The organism is Phycisphaerae bacterium, assembly GCA_012729815.1.
Taxonomy (GTDB): Bacteria; Planctomycetota; Phycisphaerae; order JAAYCJ01; family JAAYCJ01; genus JAAYCJ01.
In genome coordinates, this window is sequence record JAAYCJ010000198.1 from 1 (window position 1) to 17744 (window position 17744).

Here is a 17744-nt window from a genome sequence, read left to right on the forward strand (position 1 = left end):
CGCAGGAAGTAGCGGCCACCTCTGGCATGGGCTGTGCAAGTTCCTCCACGTCCGAACCTGTTGTGGTGTGATAGTGGTCACTTCTAATTCTCAGTCATATTCTGCGCGCTGGGTCTGATAAACGTGGTTAAGTGGGGGTATTCGACTGGCCGATACTAGGGTAAGGCGTCGCTGGCACTACGGTAAGTGCCTGCACCGGCTACGGCACCGGTGCTCCAGTGATGGAGGTAAGGTCATGCCCAGCGTCGCAGAGTTGGAAGGCGAAGTGAGGCGAGAGGCGCCGGTTCGTAAGTTCCGGTGCCTGCGAGGGTTGCTGCACGGCGAAGCGGTCTTTCGGATCGCCGCGTGCCGGGCCGAACCGATGGCGGTTCGGCGGCGGCCCTCGGATTCCTGGATCGCGTCCGGCTTCTTCTCAGAGGATTTGCTGGACGAGTGAGGGTCGTTGGGAGGCCCCAAGGAGGCCGCCCGGGGGGACAGGCCGCAAGGCGGACAATCGGAGTTCGACAAACCAATGGGTACCATCAGTTCCAGCACAGGACTGATCAGCGGGCTGGACATCGAAAGTCTGGTCAGTTCGCTGATCGCGGTGGAAACCCGTCCGATCACGCTCCTCGAGAACCAGAAAAAGGGCCTCGAGGCGGAACGGACGGCGTTTATGACGGTTTCAGCAAGACTGCTGTCGCTGAAGCTCTCGGTCGTTCCGTTCAAATCGGGGGTGACGTTCCGGCCGCGAAGCGCCAGCAGCAGCGATGAGAACGTCCTGACCGCCAAGGCGTCATCGTCAGCCAGTCCGGGCAGCTACTCGTTCCGCGTCCGGCAGTTGGCCCAGACCCACCAGATGGTCAGCTCGGGCTTCAGCGATCCCGATCTGAGCCCGATCTCTCCCGGCACGATCACCATCGAGATGGGCCAGGGGCGGCTTGACCGCGAAACCGAACTGAACTTCCTCAACGGCCACCAGGGCGTTCGGCGGGGAGTAATACGAATTACGGACCGATCGGGCGGATCGGCCGAGGTCGATCTGGGCAGCGCGGTGACGGTCCAGGACGTGATTGATCAGATCAATCAGACCTCTGGGATCAGCGTCCGGGCGTCGATCGACGGCGACCGGCTGGTGCTGACCGACCAGACCGGCCAGAGCACCGGCAACCTGATCGTCGAGGATATGCACCAGGGGTACGCGGCTCAGGACCTGGGCATCGCCGGGATCGGCACGGAGGGTGTGATCACCGGCCAGGATCTGGTCCGGATCACGGAAACCACGACGCTCAAGGCGCTTAACGACGGGGCGGGCGTCCGCTCGTCGCGGGACGCCTCCGCGGACCTGCACATCAAGCTGCACAGCGGGGTCGAATTCGACGTGGGGTTGCCCGAGGCCCTGACCCTCGATACGTCGCTGAGCATGCTCAACCGCGGCAAGGGAGTCCGGCTGGGGGCGATCCAGATCACCATGCGCAACGGTGATGAGAAGATCGTCGATCTGACCGGCGCGACCACGCTGGGCGACGTGGCCTCTAAAATTAGCACTGCTACAGATGGTAAAGTGACGCTGGGAACGGTGGGTACCGGCGTGCGACTGAGCGATAGCACCGGCGGCGAGGGAACGCTGAAGATCGAGAATTTTGGCGGCAGCTACGCCGCCAGCGATCTGGGGATCGACAAGGAGAGCGAGGAGGGGCAGGCGATCGTCAGCGGGGACGATATCTTCTTCACGCTCAGCACGGTGGGCGACGTGATCCGGGCCGTCCAGGACGCTGCGGACCGCAGTGCGGCTGGGCCGGGGGCCCTGACCGCGCGGGTCGCGGCCGACGGCAAGCGGATCGAGTTGATCGACAATACGACCGGGGCCGGGGCATTCGAAATCAGTTCGGCCAACGAGTCGGGTCTGGCGGAGGACCTGGGCCTGGCCGGGGTTTTTGACGGTTCGACGGCTGAGGGTCGGCGGGTGGTTTCGGGGCTCAACGCCGTGCTGCTTCGGAGCCTTAACGGCGGGTCGGGGGTCGAGTTGGGCCAGATCCGGATCCAGGACCGCACGGGCGGCGAGGCGACGCTGGACCTTTCGACGGCTGAGACACTCGACGACGTGCTGGCTGCGATCAACAACTCGCCCGACGTCAACGTTCGGGCGGAGTTGAACCAAGCCGGTACGGGGATTGTAGTTCGCGATATGACCGGTGCGACCACGGGGAACTTCCGGATCAGCGGGGCGATGGCTGAGCAGTTGGGCATTGCCTACGACGGCGAGGCCGCGACGGTGGACAGCGGCAACAACCAGTTCCGTTACGTATCGGAGAACACGCTGCTATCGGAGCTCAACGGCGGGCGCGGCATCAGCAGCGGGAGCTTCACCGTCACGGACAGCACGGGCAACCAGAAGCGTTTTGCCGTGGCGTCGAACAACGACATGACGGTGGGCGCGCTGGTGGACATAATCAACAAAGAGACGGCTGAGGGACGTCTGAATGTCACCGCGTCGATCAACGCCAACGGCGACGGGATTCTCCTGACGGACACCGGCGACGGGGCGGGCACGCTGACCGTGGCGGACAATGCCGGCGGGCGGACGGCTCGCGATCTGCGGATCGCCGGCAAGAGCGAGACATCCGGCAACGGGACGATCGACGGTTCCTACGAGTACCGCATCGAGGTGGACAGCGGCGACGGGCTCCAGGCGGTGGTCGACAAGATCAACGCGTTGGGCGTTCCGATCAAGGCCGGCATCATCAACGACGGCAGCCAGATCAACGGGTATCGCCTGAGCCTTTCGAGCGAGCTGAGCGGCAAGGACGGCCGCATGATCGTCAACTGGGGCCAGACGGACCTGGCCATGTTCGACCTGGTCAAGCCGCAGGACGCGGTGATCGCGTTCGGCGGGGCTGGGTACAACAATCCGATTGTGGCCAGTTCGAGCACGAACACGTTCACCGGCACGATTCCGGGCGTGACACTCAACGTCCAGGCGGTCTCCGACAAGCCGGTCACGGTGACGGTGGCGACGGATGTGGACGGCGTGGTCGCCAAGATCGACGACTTCGTGGCGAAGTTCAACGAGGTGATCGACCTGATAACGCAGTTGACCGACTACGATCCGGAGACCGAAGAGGCCGGCGTGCTGTTGGGCGAGACCACGGTCGATCTGGTCAAGACGCGGCTGTACAACACGCTTCGCGCCGCGGTGCAGGGCGTCGGGGATCTGGACCGGGTTTCGGAACTCGGGATCAGCGTCGGCACCGGCGGCAAGCTTCAGTTCGACGAGGAGAAATTCCGCACCGTCTACGAGAACGATCCGGACGCGGTGGAGGAGTTCTTCTCCAGCTTCGACCAGGACAAGTATCGGGCGGCCGCGGCCGACGGCGAGGACGCCCTGGATCGGTTCTACGCCAACGAGCCGATGGGCTTCGGCCACGTGATGGACCGCCTGCTGGACGTGATGACCCGGACCGACGGGATCATCGCCCGAAAGACCAGCAGCTATCAGCGGCGGGAATCGCTGTTTTCCGACCGCATCGAGTATCTCGAGGAGATGCTGGAGCGCAAGGAGCAGCGGCTTTACCAGCAGTTTTACAATATGGAGCTGGCCCTTTCGCGGATGCAGGAAATGCAGTCCGCGTTGTCAAGTTACACCCCGATTTCACCGATCACTACCAGCAGTTCGACGAGCAGAGCATGAGACGGTGACAATCCAGGTGAGGCCAAGAGATCATGAGCCAGTATGACAAGGCGAAGAGCGAGTACCTGCGGACCAAGATCCTGACCGCGTCTCCGGAAGAGCTTCAGTTGATGCTTTACGACGGCGCGATCAAGTTCACCGAAGAGGCCCGCCTGGCCATTTCCGAGGGCCGGCTCGAGGAGGCCCACGCCGCCAGCGTTCGCGCCCAGAACATCGTTCTGGAGCTCTCATCCAGCCTCGACCACGAGGCCGAACCGGAGCTCTGCGGCAAACTCGCCAGCCTGTACAATTTCATCTACCGCCGGCTGATCGAAGGCAACGTCAAACGGGACGCCGCCGCCCTGGAAGACGCACTGAAGATCCTGACGTATCAACGGGAGACGTGGGAGATGCTGATGGCCAAACTCGCCGCGCAGAAGAAGGCGGATCAGGCGGAGGTCGAAGACGGGAATCCCGCCGAGGAGCCGGCGGAACGGCCGAGCCTCAGCCTCAGCGTCTAGCGCCTGTCGCGGAGTCGGATCGCCCCGCTATTCGCCCGACTCCACTGACGCGGTGATCGTGTTGAACTTCTGGTCCTCGATCTCGAGGGCGAAATCGTCGAACTCCAGTTCGGCGAATTTTTCGACGAACTTCTCAGCGGTGTCGGTGGTCTTGATCTCGAATTTGGCCACCGGCTTGTTCCACTGGCGGTGAACCTCCTTGACCCCGTCGATCGCCTCGAGCTTCTTCTGGATCGCCAGCATCTGCTTGAAGGCGAGGTTGTTGACGGTGACCACGACCTGTCCGCCGCTCGTGGCCTGCCTCGACCACTTCTGGAGGATGGCCTGGAGGCACTTTTTGGCCAGGTCCTGGCCGGATTTTTCGATCGCCTTCTTGGCCCCGGGCGGTCCCTGGGTTCGCGAGCCGCTGCGGTCGCCGACCTTGTTTTCGGCGAAGAGGATGGCGGCGGTCTCGGACCAGAAGGCCTTGAGGGTCACGTCGGTTTCCCACATGTAGAGCGTGGTTCCGTAGGCGTCGGTGAGCTGCGGGCCCGAGGCGCGGGCGTTGCCCACGATGTACATCTGGGCGCCCAGTTCGGTGGCAAGCCGCTTGAGGGCGGCGGTGTCGTTGTCGAGGGTGGCCTGGCGGATCTGGTCCTGCTTGAGCTGCTCGATCTGTCCCTTGTCCACAAGGGCGAAGCCCTTATCGACCAGGAGCTTTTCGATCATGTTGCCCAGCAGGCTGTCGGCGTCGACCTGTTCGACCCGCTTGTCGGCGCGGGTGGTGTCGTGGATGCGTTCGACGATGCTGACGAGGATCTTGGGCCGTCCGAGCTGTCGCAGCAGGATTTCAACCTGGCCCCAGGTGGCGTCGACGACCTGGCGGTCGATCACGGCCTCGATTTCGACGAAATAGCCGCCCAGATCGTCCTCGCCCTTCTTGAGCACCTTGTACTCCTTGATGAGTCCGGTGGCCTGGGAGAGGATGGTGTCGTGGATCAGCTCGTAGTTCTCGGTCTTGCTCTCGGCGTAGAGCTTGAGCTTGCCGCCCTGTTCGACCGCTTTGCGGAGGCCGTCGTCCAGCGCACTCTGCTCATCGGTGCCGAGGCCCTTGACGGTTACCGTGTTCAGGTCTTCTTTGGCGTCATCCGCCGGGGCGAAAGGGGCAGCCATCATCAGGACGATCATCAGGGCCAGTACGTACCGTTTCATGTGGGGGTGTCCTTTACTGGGGCAGATGTTTGGCGATCTCGGAGAGGATGTGGACCAGCGACTCGGCGTCGGCGGTCCAGCTTCCGAGCAGATACCGTCCTCGCGGGGCCAGCACGATGGTATTGCGGTGCAGCGGGCTGGTGGTCGGCAGTTTGAGCATGTCCTGGTAGTTGCGGTAGACCTCCTGGGCCTGCTCGTGGCTGGCGTAGCTGACGATCCAGGCGACGTTGCGGCTTGGCCAATCCTCAACCTGGAAGGCGCCGACGGCCAGGGGGGTCTGCGGGTTCAGCTTCAGGAGTTCAGTCAGCGCTTCGGGATTGTCCATGCCGATCTGCGTTCGGAGGTCCTGAGGCAGGCTGGTCAATCCGTAGACGTAGTAGGTGTCGGCGGGCGGGAGGCCCTCGGCCTGGAAGATCTGGACCAGCACCGGCGCGCCGCCCCGGCCGGGCAGGTTGAACATCACCTTACCCGCGAATTCCTCGAGAGCCTCGTCGGTCAGGCGGGTCTGGCTGGTGGTGCGGTCGGCGAAGATGCCCAGATAGTTGCCGCGCAGGGCGCAGATTCGTCCGGGCCCCGCGAGGCGGTAGACGTCGGCGATCTTGATCTGGTCCTGACCGGGGCACAGCACCGTCATGATACCGTAGGCGTCCTGTCCGTCGGCCGCCTCGATGATGGTCACTTCGACGGTCTGCAGGTCTCCCCTGGCGTATCGCTGGTAGGTCGCGGCGGCCGCTGCATTGATCCGATAGGGCCGCACGAGGCCCGCCGCCTCGGGCAGCAGTTGGGCGACGTTTTCGCCCTGGTTGCCGCGGACGGCCTGGGTCTTGGTCCACTCCTTGAGTTTCTCGCTGGTCGGGAACCACTGGGCGTAAGGGGCCTGGTCGCGGGCGTCGGCCGGTTCGAGCGCGGGAGTCGGCGCGGCCGGAGCGCCGGTCGGGCTGACCTGTGTCCGTCCGGCGGGCCCGTTTGGTTTGCCGGCGGGTTCCTCTTCGTCGCGTCCGCAGCCTGCGATCAGTACGGTAATCAGTAAGACAATCGCGATCCGTTTTGATGACGGCATGCCGGCGACCTCCACGACAATCGAATGGGACCGGGACCGTTGCCTGTTGTACCGCCGGCAACGCGTGCCCGGCTGCGAATTCCTTTCGAACATCGTACCTTCGCCGCAGGCCGTTGACAAGTCCCGGCCGCCGGTTTGTTGGACCCGGCGGAACGTTGCACCGCGGCGGACGCGGGCATACAATCGCTTCGTCAATGCGGTAGTCCATGAGCCTGCAGTTGGAGAACCACGAGATGCAAGCGTTGATGGCTGTCCCTCAGGAGACGTTCAAGAGCTGTTTCACCTGCGAGCAGATCGACCGGCTCAGGCGGCAGCTTGCGGTGGCGCCCTCAAATCCGTGCGAGGAACTGCCCGAGACGATCGATCTGGACTGGATCGGCCGGCGGATCGGCGAGGCGGACATCCTGATCACCGGCTGGGGCACGCCGGGACTGACCGACGAGATCATCGCCAGGGCGCCGAAGCTCCGGGCGATCGCCCACTCAGCCGGGTCGATCAAGCACCTGGCGCCGGCGTCGGCGTATCAACGGCACATCGCGGTGACCAACTGCCGTCACGCGCTGGCCCTGGGCGTGGCCGAGTCGACGGTCGGCATGATCATCGCGGCGTGCAAGATGTTCATCCCGCTGGACCGGGTGATCGAGCGGGGCGGCTGGCGCGGCACGGAGTGGGATGAGTGGGTCATGGAATTGTACAACATCCGGATCGGCGTGGTCGGAGCCAGCGAGGTCGGCAAGCACCTGCTGAACCTGTTGAAGAGCTTTCAGGTCGAGCGGGTGGTCTACGATCCCTACGCCTCCGCCGAACGAATCGCGGAATACGGGGCGGCGAAGGTCGAACTCGACGAGCTGTGCGCGAGCAGCGAGGTGGTTGTGCTGTGCGCTCCGGCCACCGATGAGACGCGGCACATGATCGGCCGCAGGCAGCTCGCTCTGATGAAGGATCGCGTGCGTTTCGTCAACCCGTCGCGAGGCTCGATCGTCGATGAGCAGGCGTTGATCGAGAAGCTGGCGGAGGGCCGCATGTACGCGGTTTTGGACGTGACGGACCCGGAGCCGCCGGCCAAGGACAATCCGCTTCGCCAGAGTCCGTACTGCGCGATGTTCACGCACATCGCCGGCCACGCCTCGAACGGCCGCAGGCGGCAGGGCCAGCTCGTGGTCGAGGAGATCGAGAAGTTCCTCGCCGACGGGACGTTTCGATGGCAGGTGGACCCCAAGACCCTGGGCCGCATGGCGTAGCCGTCGCTCCAGGGCTGCCATGAACCCGCTCAGCGGCGGCGTTTGCCTCGCCGCGCGCCGGATTTCGACTTGCCGCGTTCCTTGGCGGGTTTGGCCCGTTCGCCGCGTTCGGGTCGTCTGGGCGAACGTTCGGCGCGGGCCAGCAGCTTCTCGTCGACCGGGGCCAGGTCGAGCCGTCGCCGCAGCGGATCGGCGGCGACGATCTTGACCTCGATGGGGTCGCCGATGGCGATCCGGCGCTTGGAGCGCCGTCCCTGGATGTAGCCGCCCTCGACGTTCAGTTCCCACCAGTCGCTGCCGAGTTCCTCGACCTTCAGTAGTCCATCGGCCAGGAACTTGCTGAGCTGCACGAACGCGCCAAGGGCGCTGACGCCGCTGACGACGCCCTGGTAGTGCCGGCCGATCTGCTGAGCGAGCAGTTGCAGGACCAGCGTTTCGGTAAGCTGGCGCTCGGCGCTTTCGGCCTGACGTTCGGTGAAGTTGCAGCGGCTGCCGATTTCCTCCAGCGCATAGGCGTGGTCGCGCAGCTTCCGGGCGTTTTTCTTGAGCCGTCCGGCGAAATGCTCGTCGAGCAGGCGGTGCACGGTCAGGTCCGGATAGCGCCTGATCGGCGAGGTGAAGTGGCAGTAGTGGCTGCTGGCGAGGGCGAAGTGACCGGGGTTCTTGGTGGAATACTCCGCCTTCTGGAGGCTTCGCAGGATCGCGATGTTGACCGCGAAACTCGACGGTTTACCGGCCGAGGTCTGGATCAGCCGCTGGAGGTCCGACCGGTCGGGCTGCTTGGGCAGCTTGAGTCCGAAGAGGGTCAGAAACTTGCTGAGCTGCTCGAAGGCCGCCTGTTCGGGCTCCGGATGGATTCGCTGCAGGAAGGGCACGTTGCAGGAGTCCAGAAGCCGGGCGACCGCCTCGTTGGCCTCGACCATGAACATTTCGATGATGGTGTGCGAAAAGCTGTCGTCGGCCGGATGGGCGTCGACGACCTCACCCTTGTCGTTGTAGACCAGTTCGACCTCCGGCAGCATCAGGTGGAGCATGCCTTCGGCGCGTCGGCGTTGCAGGATCCTCTTGGCCAGGTCTTCAGCCTGTTTGATGGCCGCCACGACGGCTGGGGCGATCCCGTCGGTTTTGCCGTCGAGGACTCCGGTCGCCTGGTCGTAGGTCAGCCGCTGTTTCGAGCGGATCACGCTGTTGGCGAACCGCGTGCCTTTGACCTGGCCTTTGCGGTCGTAGGCGATAAAGACGCTCTTGGTCATCCGATCCTGATCCTGCTGAAGGCTGCACAAGCCGTTGCTCAGGGCCTCGGGGATCATTGGAATGACCTTCCGCGGCAGGTAGACGCTGTTGCCGCGTTCGGCGGCTTCGCGGTCGATCGGTCCTTCGGTTTCGACGAAGTAGGAGACGTCGGCGATGTGCACGCCCAGTTCGAAGCCGTCGCGGGTGGCGCGGATCGAGATGGCGTCGTCGAAGTCCCGTGCGTCGACCGGATCGATGGTGAAGGTCAGTTCATCCCGCAGGTCCTGCCGGCCCGCGGGCAGCTTGCCCTTGGTCAGTTCCGGAAGCACCTGGCGGTTGAACCGTTCGATGACCCGGTCCAGATCGTTATCGACCTCGGCTGGAAACGCCTCGGGCAGGTCGAACTCGCGGATCACCGCGCCCAGTTCCGCTTCGTACTCGCCTTCGGCGCCGAGCACCTCGATTACCACGCCGCGGGCAAGCTGCTCCTGTTGCGGAAATTCGGTCAGCCGCACCACCACGCGGTCGCCCGGCCGGGCCTCCTTGGCGCCGACGTCATCGACCGCGATCGGTTGATGGATCACCCTGCCGTCGGTCTGGACCATCCATCGGTTGGCCGCCCGCATGAGCGTGCCGACGAACTTGTCCTTGCCCCGCGTGATGATTCGCGTGATCTCGCCGTAGGAGCGCATCTGGCCGCGGACCTGTCGGCGGCGGACGGTGGCCTCGACCACGTCGCCGGTCATCGCGTCCAGCGTCTCCTGGGCTGGGATGTAGAGGTCTTCGGTCGATGATGGATCAAAGGGAGAGACGAACCCGAAACCCTTTTGGTTGCCCTGGAAGGTGCCGATGATCCGGCCGCCGGGCGGCGGCAGGTGAATCGAGTTGTCTTCGCCGATCACCAGCCGTCCGTCGCGGCGGAGCTGGTCGATGGCGGCTTTGAACTGCGGATACTGATCCTTGTTGACCCCCAACTTCTCCGCCAGGTCCTGCCAGTCGGTCGGTTGCCCCTGCGCCCCGGCCAGGCCGGCCAGGATATTCTTCTGCATCGTCTGTTGCTTGCTCATGTCTTCCCGTTTCGAAAGGACTATCAGTCGGGTTTATCGATTTTTACATTTATCGACCCCCGAAGTCTCTCTATAATAACAGGAAACATGCACCGAATGTAAGCCTGATATTATAAAGGGATTACCATGGCGGACGTGATCAAGATGGCGGAAGACCTCGGCAAGGAGATTGCCAAAGACGCCGCGACCAAACGCTACATCGCGCTGCAGAACGAGTTGAACGCGGACCCGCAGGCCCAGAAGCTGCTGGAGGAATACGAGCAGCAGGCCCACCGGATGGCTGGGCTGGAGGCTCAGGGCCAGCCGATCGAGCCGGAGGACAAGCACAAGCTCTCGCGTCTCCAGGCCGACCTGTCGGGCAACGCGAGCGTCAAGAAGTTCATGGCCGCCCAGGTCGAATACGCCAATCTGATGCGCAAGGTCAATCAGGCGGTGATGGGCCAGGTGTTCCCGGCGGAGAAGGGGCAGTCGGGCCCGCAGGTCGCCCAGTAGGTCGTTTTGGGTTTCCCGCGCCGGTGGCGGTCGGTGTTTCGTTGGCAAGGTGGTTTCGATGCGCCTGGTTCTCGTGCAGTGGCTGATCCTGCTTCCGCTTCCTTCGCTGGCCGCCCAGTCGCTGCGGTTCGCCGTGGTGGCGGACAGCCAGGGATCGGGCGGGTTGGCCGTTAGCGAGAACGCCTTTAACAAGGTCGTGCACCTGGTGCTTCGGGCCGATCCGCCGGTGGACTGCGTAATCGTGGCTGGCGACCTGACCTACGGATTCTACGACAATCGCATCACGGCGGAGGGTTTCGATCTCTGGCGACGGATCGCCTCGCCGTGGTACGAGTCCGAGATGCTCGGCTTGAAGGTCTATCCGGTGCCCGGCAACCACGACCTGGAGAATTTCTTCTGGTGCCAGATGCAGTGGCAGCTTGCGTTTCCGGAACTGCCCGACAACGGCCCGGACTATGAGCGCAAGATGAGCTATTCGTTCGACCTCGGGCCGGTGCACTTTGCGGCCGTCAGCACGTCCAGCCCGATGCGCCGTCACCGGGTGGACCTGGAGTGGCTCGCCCGCGATCTGGGTAATTCCACCGCGCCGGTCCGCTTCGTTTTCGGGCACGCTCCCGCGTTTCCCTACGGCCGTCACGTGGGCGGTTCGCTGGACGCCCATCCGGAAGATCGCGACCGGTTCTGGCAACTGCTTGTCGACCATAACGTCGCGGCGTACTTCTGCGGCCACACGCATATTTACGACCACTGGGCCAAAGACGGCGTGCACCAGATCACCGCCCCGCCGGCCGGCGCCTGCGGTGACGCGACCGGTTACCTGATTGTCGACGTTGACGAGAACGGCGCGCGGGTCACGGTCTACGACCGGGACGGATCGGTCCAGGAGGCGTTCGCTCTTGCCGATTACGGCCCGAATCTCGTTGAGCAGCGGGTCGCCTCGGAGGCATCGCCTTCGCCGGTAGGCTGCGGTGCGCCGCTGCTGTGCCTGGCTGTCGCTATCGGCTTAGCCGGTGTGCTTCTTTCTGGTCAGGACGGCTTCTCATGACGAAGATACTCGGACACGGCATCGATCTGGTCGAGGTCCATCGCATCGAGGAACTCGCGGAGCGGTATGGCGAGCGGTTTCTCGCCCGTGTGTTCACCGAGACGGAGCTGGAGTACTGCCGGGCCCGCAAACGCCGCTGGGAGCATCTGGCTGGGCGGTTCGCGGTCAAGGAGGCGGTGCTCAAGGCGATCGGGACGGGATGGCGGGGGCAGATCGCGTGGACCGACGTGGCGGTGGTGAACGATCCGTTGGGCCGGCCCACCGTTGTCCTGGGCGGCCACACCAAAATGCTGGCGGAGCAGAAGGGGATCGCCGAGATCCAGATTTCGATCAGCCACACCGAGCAGCACGCCATCGCTTCGGCTTTGGCGCTGGGGGAATGAAAGGTCGGTCTATCTGCGTGGTTCGCGATTCCCGATCAGAAGGGCGGCGAGGGCGGCGGCGGCGGTTTCCACCCGCATGACGTAATGTCCCAATCGCACCGGCTGAACTCCGCGTTCGATCAGGAGGCGTTCCTCCTCGTCGCAGAGGCCGCCTTCAGGACCGACGAACACGATGGCGGTTCGCCACGCCTTCGCGAGCGGTTCGCGGGCTAATTGATCCGTCTGGGTCGAGCCGAAGACTTTCAGGTCGAAATCCCCGGTGCGATCCAGTGCCTCAGCCAGCGTGACCGGTTCGGCCACCTCCGGAAGCGAGTTTCGGCCGGACTGCTTGCACGTTTCGACCAGCCACCGTTGCCACCTCGCCGCGGAGACGTCCCGCACGGCGCTGTACCGGCAGACCACCGGCCAGAAGGCGTCCACGCCGACCTCCGCGGCGTGGCTGACCAGGCACGGCTGGACCGGCCCTTTGGGAATGGCGGTGGCCAACACCAGTCGGGTCTCAGCCGGCGGATCGGTCCGGATTTCGCCCACCGTCAGTTCCAGGGCATCTTTGTCGGCCGAGCGGACCTGGGCCGCTGCGCTTCGACCGGCGCCATCGAAGAGTTCCACCGTCTCGCCCGCACCCAGCCGCAACACGCTGCGGGCGTGGTGGGCTTCCGGGCCGGTCACCCTGACCGGTCCGGCCTCGATCCGCGGGACGTAGAGCCGGGTCTGCCGAGCCATCCAACCTTCCTGTGCAACTCAAGGACCGTCTGATAATGATCGATAATCATGATTATAGGGGGCGTTGCCGCGCCCCGTACAGGGAGTTTCGAGGCGATGGCCGATCCGATGGAAGACAATTCGCCGGCCTCCGAAGAGTCGATCGAAGGGGAACTGGCCGATCTGCTGAACGAGGTCAGCCAACTCGGCGAGGAACTCAACGCCGTCACTCAGACCGCTGAGGCGGTCGCGACGGATGTCCCACCGCCACAGGAAGGCGGCGAGTCCCAAGCCGCTCTCGAGGCCGAACCGCCGCCCGCCGAACCGGAAGCGTCCGGCGGCAAGGCGTCATCGGAGCCAGCCGCCGAACAACCGCCGGACCCGCCCAAAAGTCGCCGGCCCAGCTTCCTGAGCCGCAAAAAAACGGACACGCCTCCTGAGGGCAAATCCGCCACGGATCAACCCAACGACCAGGCCGGGACCGCCACTCCGTCTCCCGAGCCAGCATCGGAACCCGACATACCGGAACTGTCCACCGAGCCGGTCATGGACCCGGAAATCCCGGACGATCAGGATTCGAATCTTGACGAGGCGCCGGAAGACGAGGGGGCGGAGATGCCGTCCGACGAGATCGTCGTTCCCGGCGAAGAGGATCTGGAGGTCGGCCCGGAAGACGACCTGGTGGCCGAGGAAGAGATATCTTCGGCTTTGGGCCGGCTTGACGAAGTGCAGAGCGGCGTCTCGGCCTCGCCGCCCACGACCGGGGCTGTGACTCCTGCCTATCGGTTGCCAATGCCGGTCAGAATTGCCGTTGGTCTCGTCAATCTGTTCGACTGGCCGTTCTACTGGGTGCCCAGACCGGTCAAGAATTTTCTGGGTTATTTGGCTGTTTCCACGTTCCTTTTAGGTATCATTGTATGGATACTGCTGCTGGCCCGCTGACAGGCCCGCGCGAGGCCCACACGTGCTTTCCCACAAGGTCAATCCAAGGAGCAAGTACATGAACACCCGCTACCTGCCCCGTAAGTCCTTTATTCTGCCGGTTTTACTGCTATTGTCCATGGCGGCGGTTGGCGGATGCGACGGCAGCGGCCCCAGCATTCTTCCAAGCAACTTCCTTTCGCCCGAGCAGGAGGCCGTCCTGTCGCAGGAGGTGTTGGAATTGACCAACGACGAGCGGGTCGAGGCGGGGTTGGCTCCGCTGACCTGGAATGCGACGTTGGCTGAGGCGGCGGCCGCCCACGGCGAGGACATGATCGAGCGGAACTACTTCGACCACGAATCGCCGGAGGGCGAAAACGTGGCCGATCGCGTGACCGCGCGGGGCTACGTGTACATGCTGGTCGGCGAGAACATCGCAGCGGGACAGGACTCGCCCGAAGAGGTCGTTGACGCCTGGATGAACAGCGAAGGGCACCGGGCGAACATCCTGCGGCCGGAGTTCATCGAACTGGGCGTGGGCGTCAAGCGCAACTACGCGGGCCGCTACTACTGGGTCCAGGTTTTCGGCACGCCGATGCCGGAGTAGTCGCGACGCGGATGGCGGCTAATCGGCGTTGAGTGCCGGGGACGTTTCCGATTCGCCCTGGGGCGTGTCCGCCGTCGGTTTGGCCGGCTGAGTGGCGGCCACCAGCTTCTCGACCATCTGGTCGTACTGGTCCGCCCGCTGGGGGTCGAGCCGTTTGGCCTCGCTGACCGCTTCGATCGCCTTCTGGACCGCTGCTTGCGGGTTCATCCGCAGTTCGACCGCCATGAATCGGGCGAGATTCTCGTAGGCCCTGGCGGTCGCCACGTGCAGGTTGGCCATTTCCGGGTTCTTCTGGATCGCCCGGCTCAGGTAGATGATCGAGCGGACGTGTGCGTACAGCATGTCGACTTCCTTGGTGCGGATCAGGACCAGATCGGCCAGGGCCAGGTAGGGCCTGGGGTCTTGCGGGTTCCGCTGGGTTTCCGCATCGTAGACGCCGCTGATCCCGTCGTAGCACTGGCTGAGCAGATTGATTGTCTCAGGGTTGGCCGGGTCGCTCTGTACGTGCTGGCGGACCAGCTTCATGGCGTCGCCGAACAGCTTGACCGCTTCGCCGAAGTTCGCTCCGCCCGATCCCTGTTCGAGGATCTTCTGGTAATTGAAATTCAGCCGGGCCAGACGGATTCGCAGGTCCGGCAGCATGGCTTGGGCTGTCGGATCTTCCGGTGAGGCCTCAGCCAGCTCCACCGCCCGCTGAATGTGACCGACCGCCTCCTTCATCATTTCCGGGTCGTAGTTTTTCTCCGCGGCCCGGCCGGCGGTGGCCAGACCGAGGTTGGTCAGGCCCGGGATGTGGTTGGGGTTGAGTTCCTGAACCAGGCGCTTGAGGTCGGCGATGGCCAGGGAATAGGCCTCGCGGCCCAAGTAGCAGGACCCTCGCCCGAACAGGGCGGCTTGGCTGTTGGGGTTGGCTTCGAGGTACAGATTGTAGTAATTGACGGCCCGCAGCGGACTGGTATGACGGTAGATCTCGGCCAGGTTGAACAGCGCCCCCATGTGCCTGGGGTCCAGGTCCAGGATGCTCCGCAGGATCGAGGTCGAAACCTCTGAATCCTTGATGGAGAAACCTTGCCGAGCGATCTCCACCAGTTCATCCAGGGACTTCTGGGCCTCAGCCGTCTTGCCGAGCAGGGTCGCCTCGCGGGCCTTGTCCAGCAACACCCTGATCTGCTGCTGATCGATCTTGGGTTCTTCGGTCGGTTCGACCGACTCCGTCTGGGCCGCAGCCGCAGCGATCAGGCACAACACAACGGCAAGGGTTGCCAACGCTTTTGTCATCGAGAAAACCTCCTGCTTATTATAAGCAGAGCTGCGATATTAGTTTTGATAGCCAAATATTGATCCGGCAAAGAGATTATCGGCAAGAAAGGGAGGCGCAAACCCGTAAAATGAGGCGCACTTGCCGTTCTCGCCGAGGCCGCGACTTACCTATTCTACGAGCGGTGTTGGACGCCAGTTCATCGGCCACCCAGCAGCAGGCGGGCCAGGTCGGCTGGCGTATCGACGATCGCCTGGGCGCCGGAGTCCTCGAGTTCCCGACGGTCGCGAAAGCCCCAGGTCACCCCGATGGCGAACATGCCGGCCTTCACCGCCGTCTCCATGTCGATCCAGGTATCGCCCACGTAGGCGATCGTGGCGGGCGGCAGATCGAGTTTTTCCGCGATCGCCAGGGCTCCGGCCGGGTCGGGTTTGCGGGCGATACCCGCGCCCTCGCCGCAGACCGCGTCGAACCGGAACGCCCCGAAGAGCTTTTCGATGGTCAGGTCGACGAACGGCTGGGGCTTGTTCGACAGCACAGCCATACGGATGTTGGCCGCCTGGAGGGCCTTGAGCAGTTCCTCGATGCCCGGATAGGGGGCGGTGAAATCGAAGCAGTGCTCGCCGTAGTACCGGGTCATCAGTTCCTCGAGCCGGGGCGTGAGGTCCTGGCGGTCGGACGGCAAAGCCCGCTGGCAGAGGACGTTACGTCCTTCGCCGACCATGAGGCGGTAGGCCTGCACGGGATGGGTCGGCTGGCCCAGTTCGGCCAGGCCCCAGTTGGTGGCGTCGGCTAGGTCGCGCAGGGTGTCAGCCAGGGTGCCGTCGAGGTCGAAGATCGCAGCCGGGTAGGTCATCGGATGCTCCGGAGGCAGGGTCAGGTCAATCTTGACAGAAGTCCTCGTGGTGGACGATGCTGCTGAGCCGCCGCTTGGGCACGTGCAGGACGTCCTGTTCGTCGAGCCAGTATTCAATCGAGTCTTCGAGGATCTCGGCGACGGGGCGCTCCGCCGGATAGCCCAGGGCGAGCACGCCGAAGAGGTGCCGGTCTTCGGGCACGCTGAACAGCTCGATCACCTTCTGGCGGGTCACCGACCCGATCCAGCAGGAGCCCACGCCGGCGGCCCAGGCGGTCAGGATCATGTTCTGCATGGCGGCCCCGGCGTCGGCGGCGTTAATCCAGTTCAGCTCCTTATCGCGGACCAGGACGATCACGTAGGCCATCGGGCGTTTGCCTTCGGGCGGCGTGCGGCGCGGCTTGACGTAGCCGGCCCAGGCGGTCTGCTCGAAGAGTTTCTGGCGGTTCTGAGGCTCCTCGATCACGAGGAACTCCAGGACCTGGCGATTGGCCGCTGAGGGGGCCAGCCGGCCGGCGTCCAGAATTTTCTCCATCAGGTCGGCTGGGATGGGTTTCTGTTGAAACAGCCGGATCGTCCTTCGCGAGGTCGCGGCTTGATAGACGTCCATGATCCGTTGCCCTCCTTCCGCAGGTCTCCGCTGGGCGGGTGCAGAACCGATGGGGTCTATTATTGCGGTTCGGCGGTCTGTGGCAAGAGTCTGTTGAGGTTTCCGTAGCGGTAGCCGGCCAGATCGACGGCGGTGAAGGCAAAGCCCAGTTCCCGCAGCTTCTCCTCGATCTTCTCCCGCATCGGCAGTTCAGCGGCGCGGGCGATCTGCCCGGCGGCCAGTTCGAGCCTGGCCACCGGCCCGTGGACGCGGACGCGAACCGGCTCGAAGCCCTCAGCCCGCAGGAAAGCTTCAGCCTGGTCGATCTGCTGGAGCAGTTCGGTGGTGATCGTCTGGCCGTAGGCCACCCGCGAAGCCAGGCACGGGCTGGGCGGTTCCGCCCAGTTGGGCAACCCCCATTGCCGCGACAGCACGCGGATCTCCGCTTTGGAAATCTGTGCATCCTTGAGCGGGGTGTGGACGCCCAGTTCCTGCAGGGCTCGGTGGCCCGGCCGGTAGTCGAGCGCGTCGTCGGCGTTCTCAGCGGCCAGAACGTGCTCAAAGCCCTGCTCGCGGGCCAGATTCCTGATCCGGGTCATAAGGAACGTTTTGCAGTGATAGCATCGCTGCGGCGTGTTCCGAACGAATTCGGGCAACCGCTGGACCTCGACCAGCAACTCGAGATGCCTCGCGTGAAGGCCGGAGGCGATCCGCCTTGCCTGTTCCTGCTGATAGGCGGGAAACACCGGTCCGACCGCGCTGATGGCCACCACGTTGTCGCGGCCGAGGGTATCGAGGGCAAGCTTCAGAAGGCATGAACTGTCGACGCCGCCGGAGAAGGCGACGGCCGCTTTGCCCAACTCGGTCAGGTTCGTCCTGGCCCGCTGGAGCTTTTCATCGAGCTGTGAATCGATATCGATCATGCCGGA

At 64.1% G+C, this 17744-nt stretch carries 17 protein-coding genes; 9 read left to right on the plus strand and 8 right to left on the minus strand.

Annotation, left to right across the window (positions count from 1 at the left end; genetic code table 11):
• Positions 1-235 precede the first annotated feature (235 nt).
• The 3 genes from GXY33_13180 to fliS all read left to right on the plus strand — a co-directional run bounded on the left by GXY33_13180 (position 236) and on the right by fliS (position 4170).
• Positions 236-436, plus strand: coding sequence for a hypothetical protein (locus GXY33_13180; GenBank protein ID NLX06085.1), 201 nt, complete (start codon positions 236-238; stop codon positions 434-436).
• Between the two features lie 75 nt (positions 437-511).
• Complete coding sequence (gene fliD / locus GXY33_13185) at positions 512-3670, plus strand: flagellar filament capping protein FliD (GenBank protein NLX06086.1); 3159 nt, start codon at positions 512-514, stop codon at positions 3668-3670.
• 32 nt (positions 3671-3702) lie between these two features.
• Positions 3703-4170, plus strand: coding sequence for a flagellar export chaperone FliS (gene fliS / locus GXY33_13190; protein ID NLX06087.1), 468 nt, complete (start codon positions 3703-3705; stop codon positions 4168-4170).
• Between the two features lie 27 nt (positions 4171-4197).
• On the opposite strand, the gene GXY33_13195 is transcribed toward fliS, so the two are convergent.
• Positions 4198-5361, minus strand: a complete 1164-nt coding sequence (locus GXY33_13195; GenBank protein ID NLX06088.1) for a hypothetical protein — start codon at positions 5359-5361, stop codon at positions 4198-4200.
• A 13-nt stretch (positions 5362-5374) separates the two neighbouring features.
• Positions 5375-6421, minus strand: coding sequence for a hypothetical protein (locus tag GXY33_13200; protein NLX06089.1), 1047 nt, complete (start codon positions 6419-6421; stop codon positions 5375-5377).
• A gap of 206 nt (positions 6422-6627) precedes the next feature.
• On the opposite strand from GXY33_13200, the gene GXY33_13205 reads away from it, so the two are divergent.
• Positions 6628-7662 (plus strand): hydroxyacid dehydrogenase, encoded by a 1035-nt coding sequence (locus GXY33_13205; GenBank protein NLX06090.1) that lies wholly within the window; start codon positions 6628-6630, stop codon positions 7660-7662.
• A gap of 29 nt (positions 7663-7691) precedes the next feature.
• Here GXY33_13205 and rnr read toward each other — a convergent pair whose 3' ends face one another.
• Entirely contained in the window at positions 7692-9962 is a 2271-nt protein-coding gene (rnr, locus tag GXY33_13210) for a ribonuclease R (GenBank protein ID NLX06091.1), read from the minus strand.
• A gap of 126 nt (positions 9963-10088) precedes the next feature.
• Here rnr and GXY33_13215 point away from each other — a divergent pair, with 126 nt between their 5' ends.
• Genes GXY33_13215 through acpS form a run of 3 tightly spaced genes read left to right on the plus strand, consistent with a single transcriptional unit; the run spans position 10089 to position 11882 of the window.
• Positions 10089-10454, plus strand: a complete 366-nt coding sequence (locus GXY33_13215; protein ID NLX06092.1) for a YlbF family regulator — start codon at positions 10089-10091, stop codon at positions 10452-10454.
• 58 nt (positions 10455-10512) lie between these two features.
• Positions 10513-11499 carry a hypothetical protein gene (locus tag GXY33_13220; GenBank protein NLX06093.1) on the plus strand — a complete coding sequence of 329 codons (987 nt, stop codon included), beginning with the start codon at positions 10513-10515 and terminating at the stop codon, positions 11497-11499.
• Entirely contained in the window at positions 11496-11882 is a 387-nt protein-coding gene (gene acpS / locus GXY33_13225) for a holo-ACP synthase (GenBank protein ID NLX06094.1), read from the plus strand. Before GXY33_13220 ends, acpS begins: the two co-directional genes overlap by 4 nt.
• Before the next feature lie 9 nt (positions 11883-11891).
• Here the strand turns inward: acpS and GXY33_13230 are convergent, their stop codons facing one another.
• Positions 11892-12605: a 16S rRNA (uracil(1498)-N(3))-methyltransferase gene (locus GXY33_13230; protein ID NLX06095.1), complete on the minus strand. Its 714-nt coding sequence runs from the start codon at positions 12603-12605 to the stop codon at positions 11892-11894.
• 96 nt (positions 12606-12701) lie between these two features.
• On the opposite strand from GXY33_13230, the gene GXY33_13235 reads away from it, so the two are divergent.
• The gene (locus tag GXY33_13235) at positions 12702-13526 is read left to right on the plus strand and encodes a hypothetical protein (protein NLX06096.1); all 825 of its coding nucleotides are present in this window, start codon (positions 12702-12704) and stop codon (positions 13524-13526) included.
• A 58-nt stretch (positions 13527-13584) separates the two neighbouring features.
• Positions 13585-14112, plus strand: coding sequence for a CAP domain-containing protein (locus GXY33_13240; protein ID NLX06097.1), 528 nt, complete (start codon positions 13585-13587; stop codon positions 14110-14112).
• 18 nt (positions 14113-14130) lie between these two features.
• Here GXY33_13240 and GXY33_13245 read toward each other — a convergent pair whose 3' ends face one another.
• The 4 genes from GXY33_13245 to larE all read right to left on the minus strand — a co-directional run bounded on the left by GXY33_13245 (position 14131) and on the right by larE (position 17738).
• Positions 14131-15390: a hypothetical protein gene (locus tag GXY33_13245; protein NLX06098.1), complete on the minus strand. Its 1260-nt coding sequence runs from the start codon at positions 15388-15390 to the stop codon at positions 14131-14133.
• A 179-nt stretch (positions 15391-15569) separates the two neighbouring features.
• Positions 15570-16226: an HAD family hydrolase gene (locus GXY33_13250; protein NLX06099.1), complete on the minus strand. Its 657-nt coding sequence runs from the start codon at positions 16224-16226 to the stop codon at positions 15570-15572.
• Between the two features lie 25 nt (positions 16227-16251).
• Positions 16252-16836: a nitroreductase gene (locus GXY33_13255; protein NLX06100.1), complete on the minus strand. Its 585-nt coding sequence runs from the start codon at positions 16834-16836 to the stop codon at positions 16252-16254.
• A 59-nt stretch (positions 16837-16895) separates the two neighbouring features.
• Positions 16896-17738 (minus strand): ATP-dependent sacrificial sulfur transferase LarE, encoded by an 843-nt coding sequence (larE, locus tag GXY33_13260; protein ID NLX06101.1) that lies wholly within the window; start codon positions 17736-17738, stop codon positions 16896-16898.
• Positions 17739-17744: the final 6 nt, after the last annotated feature.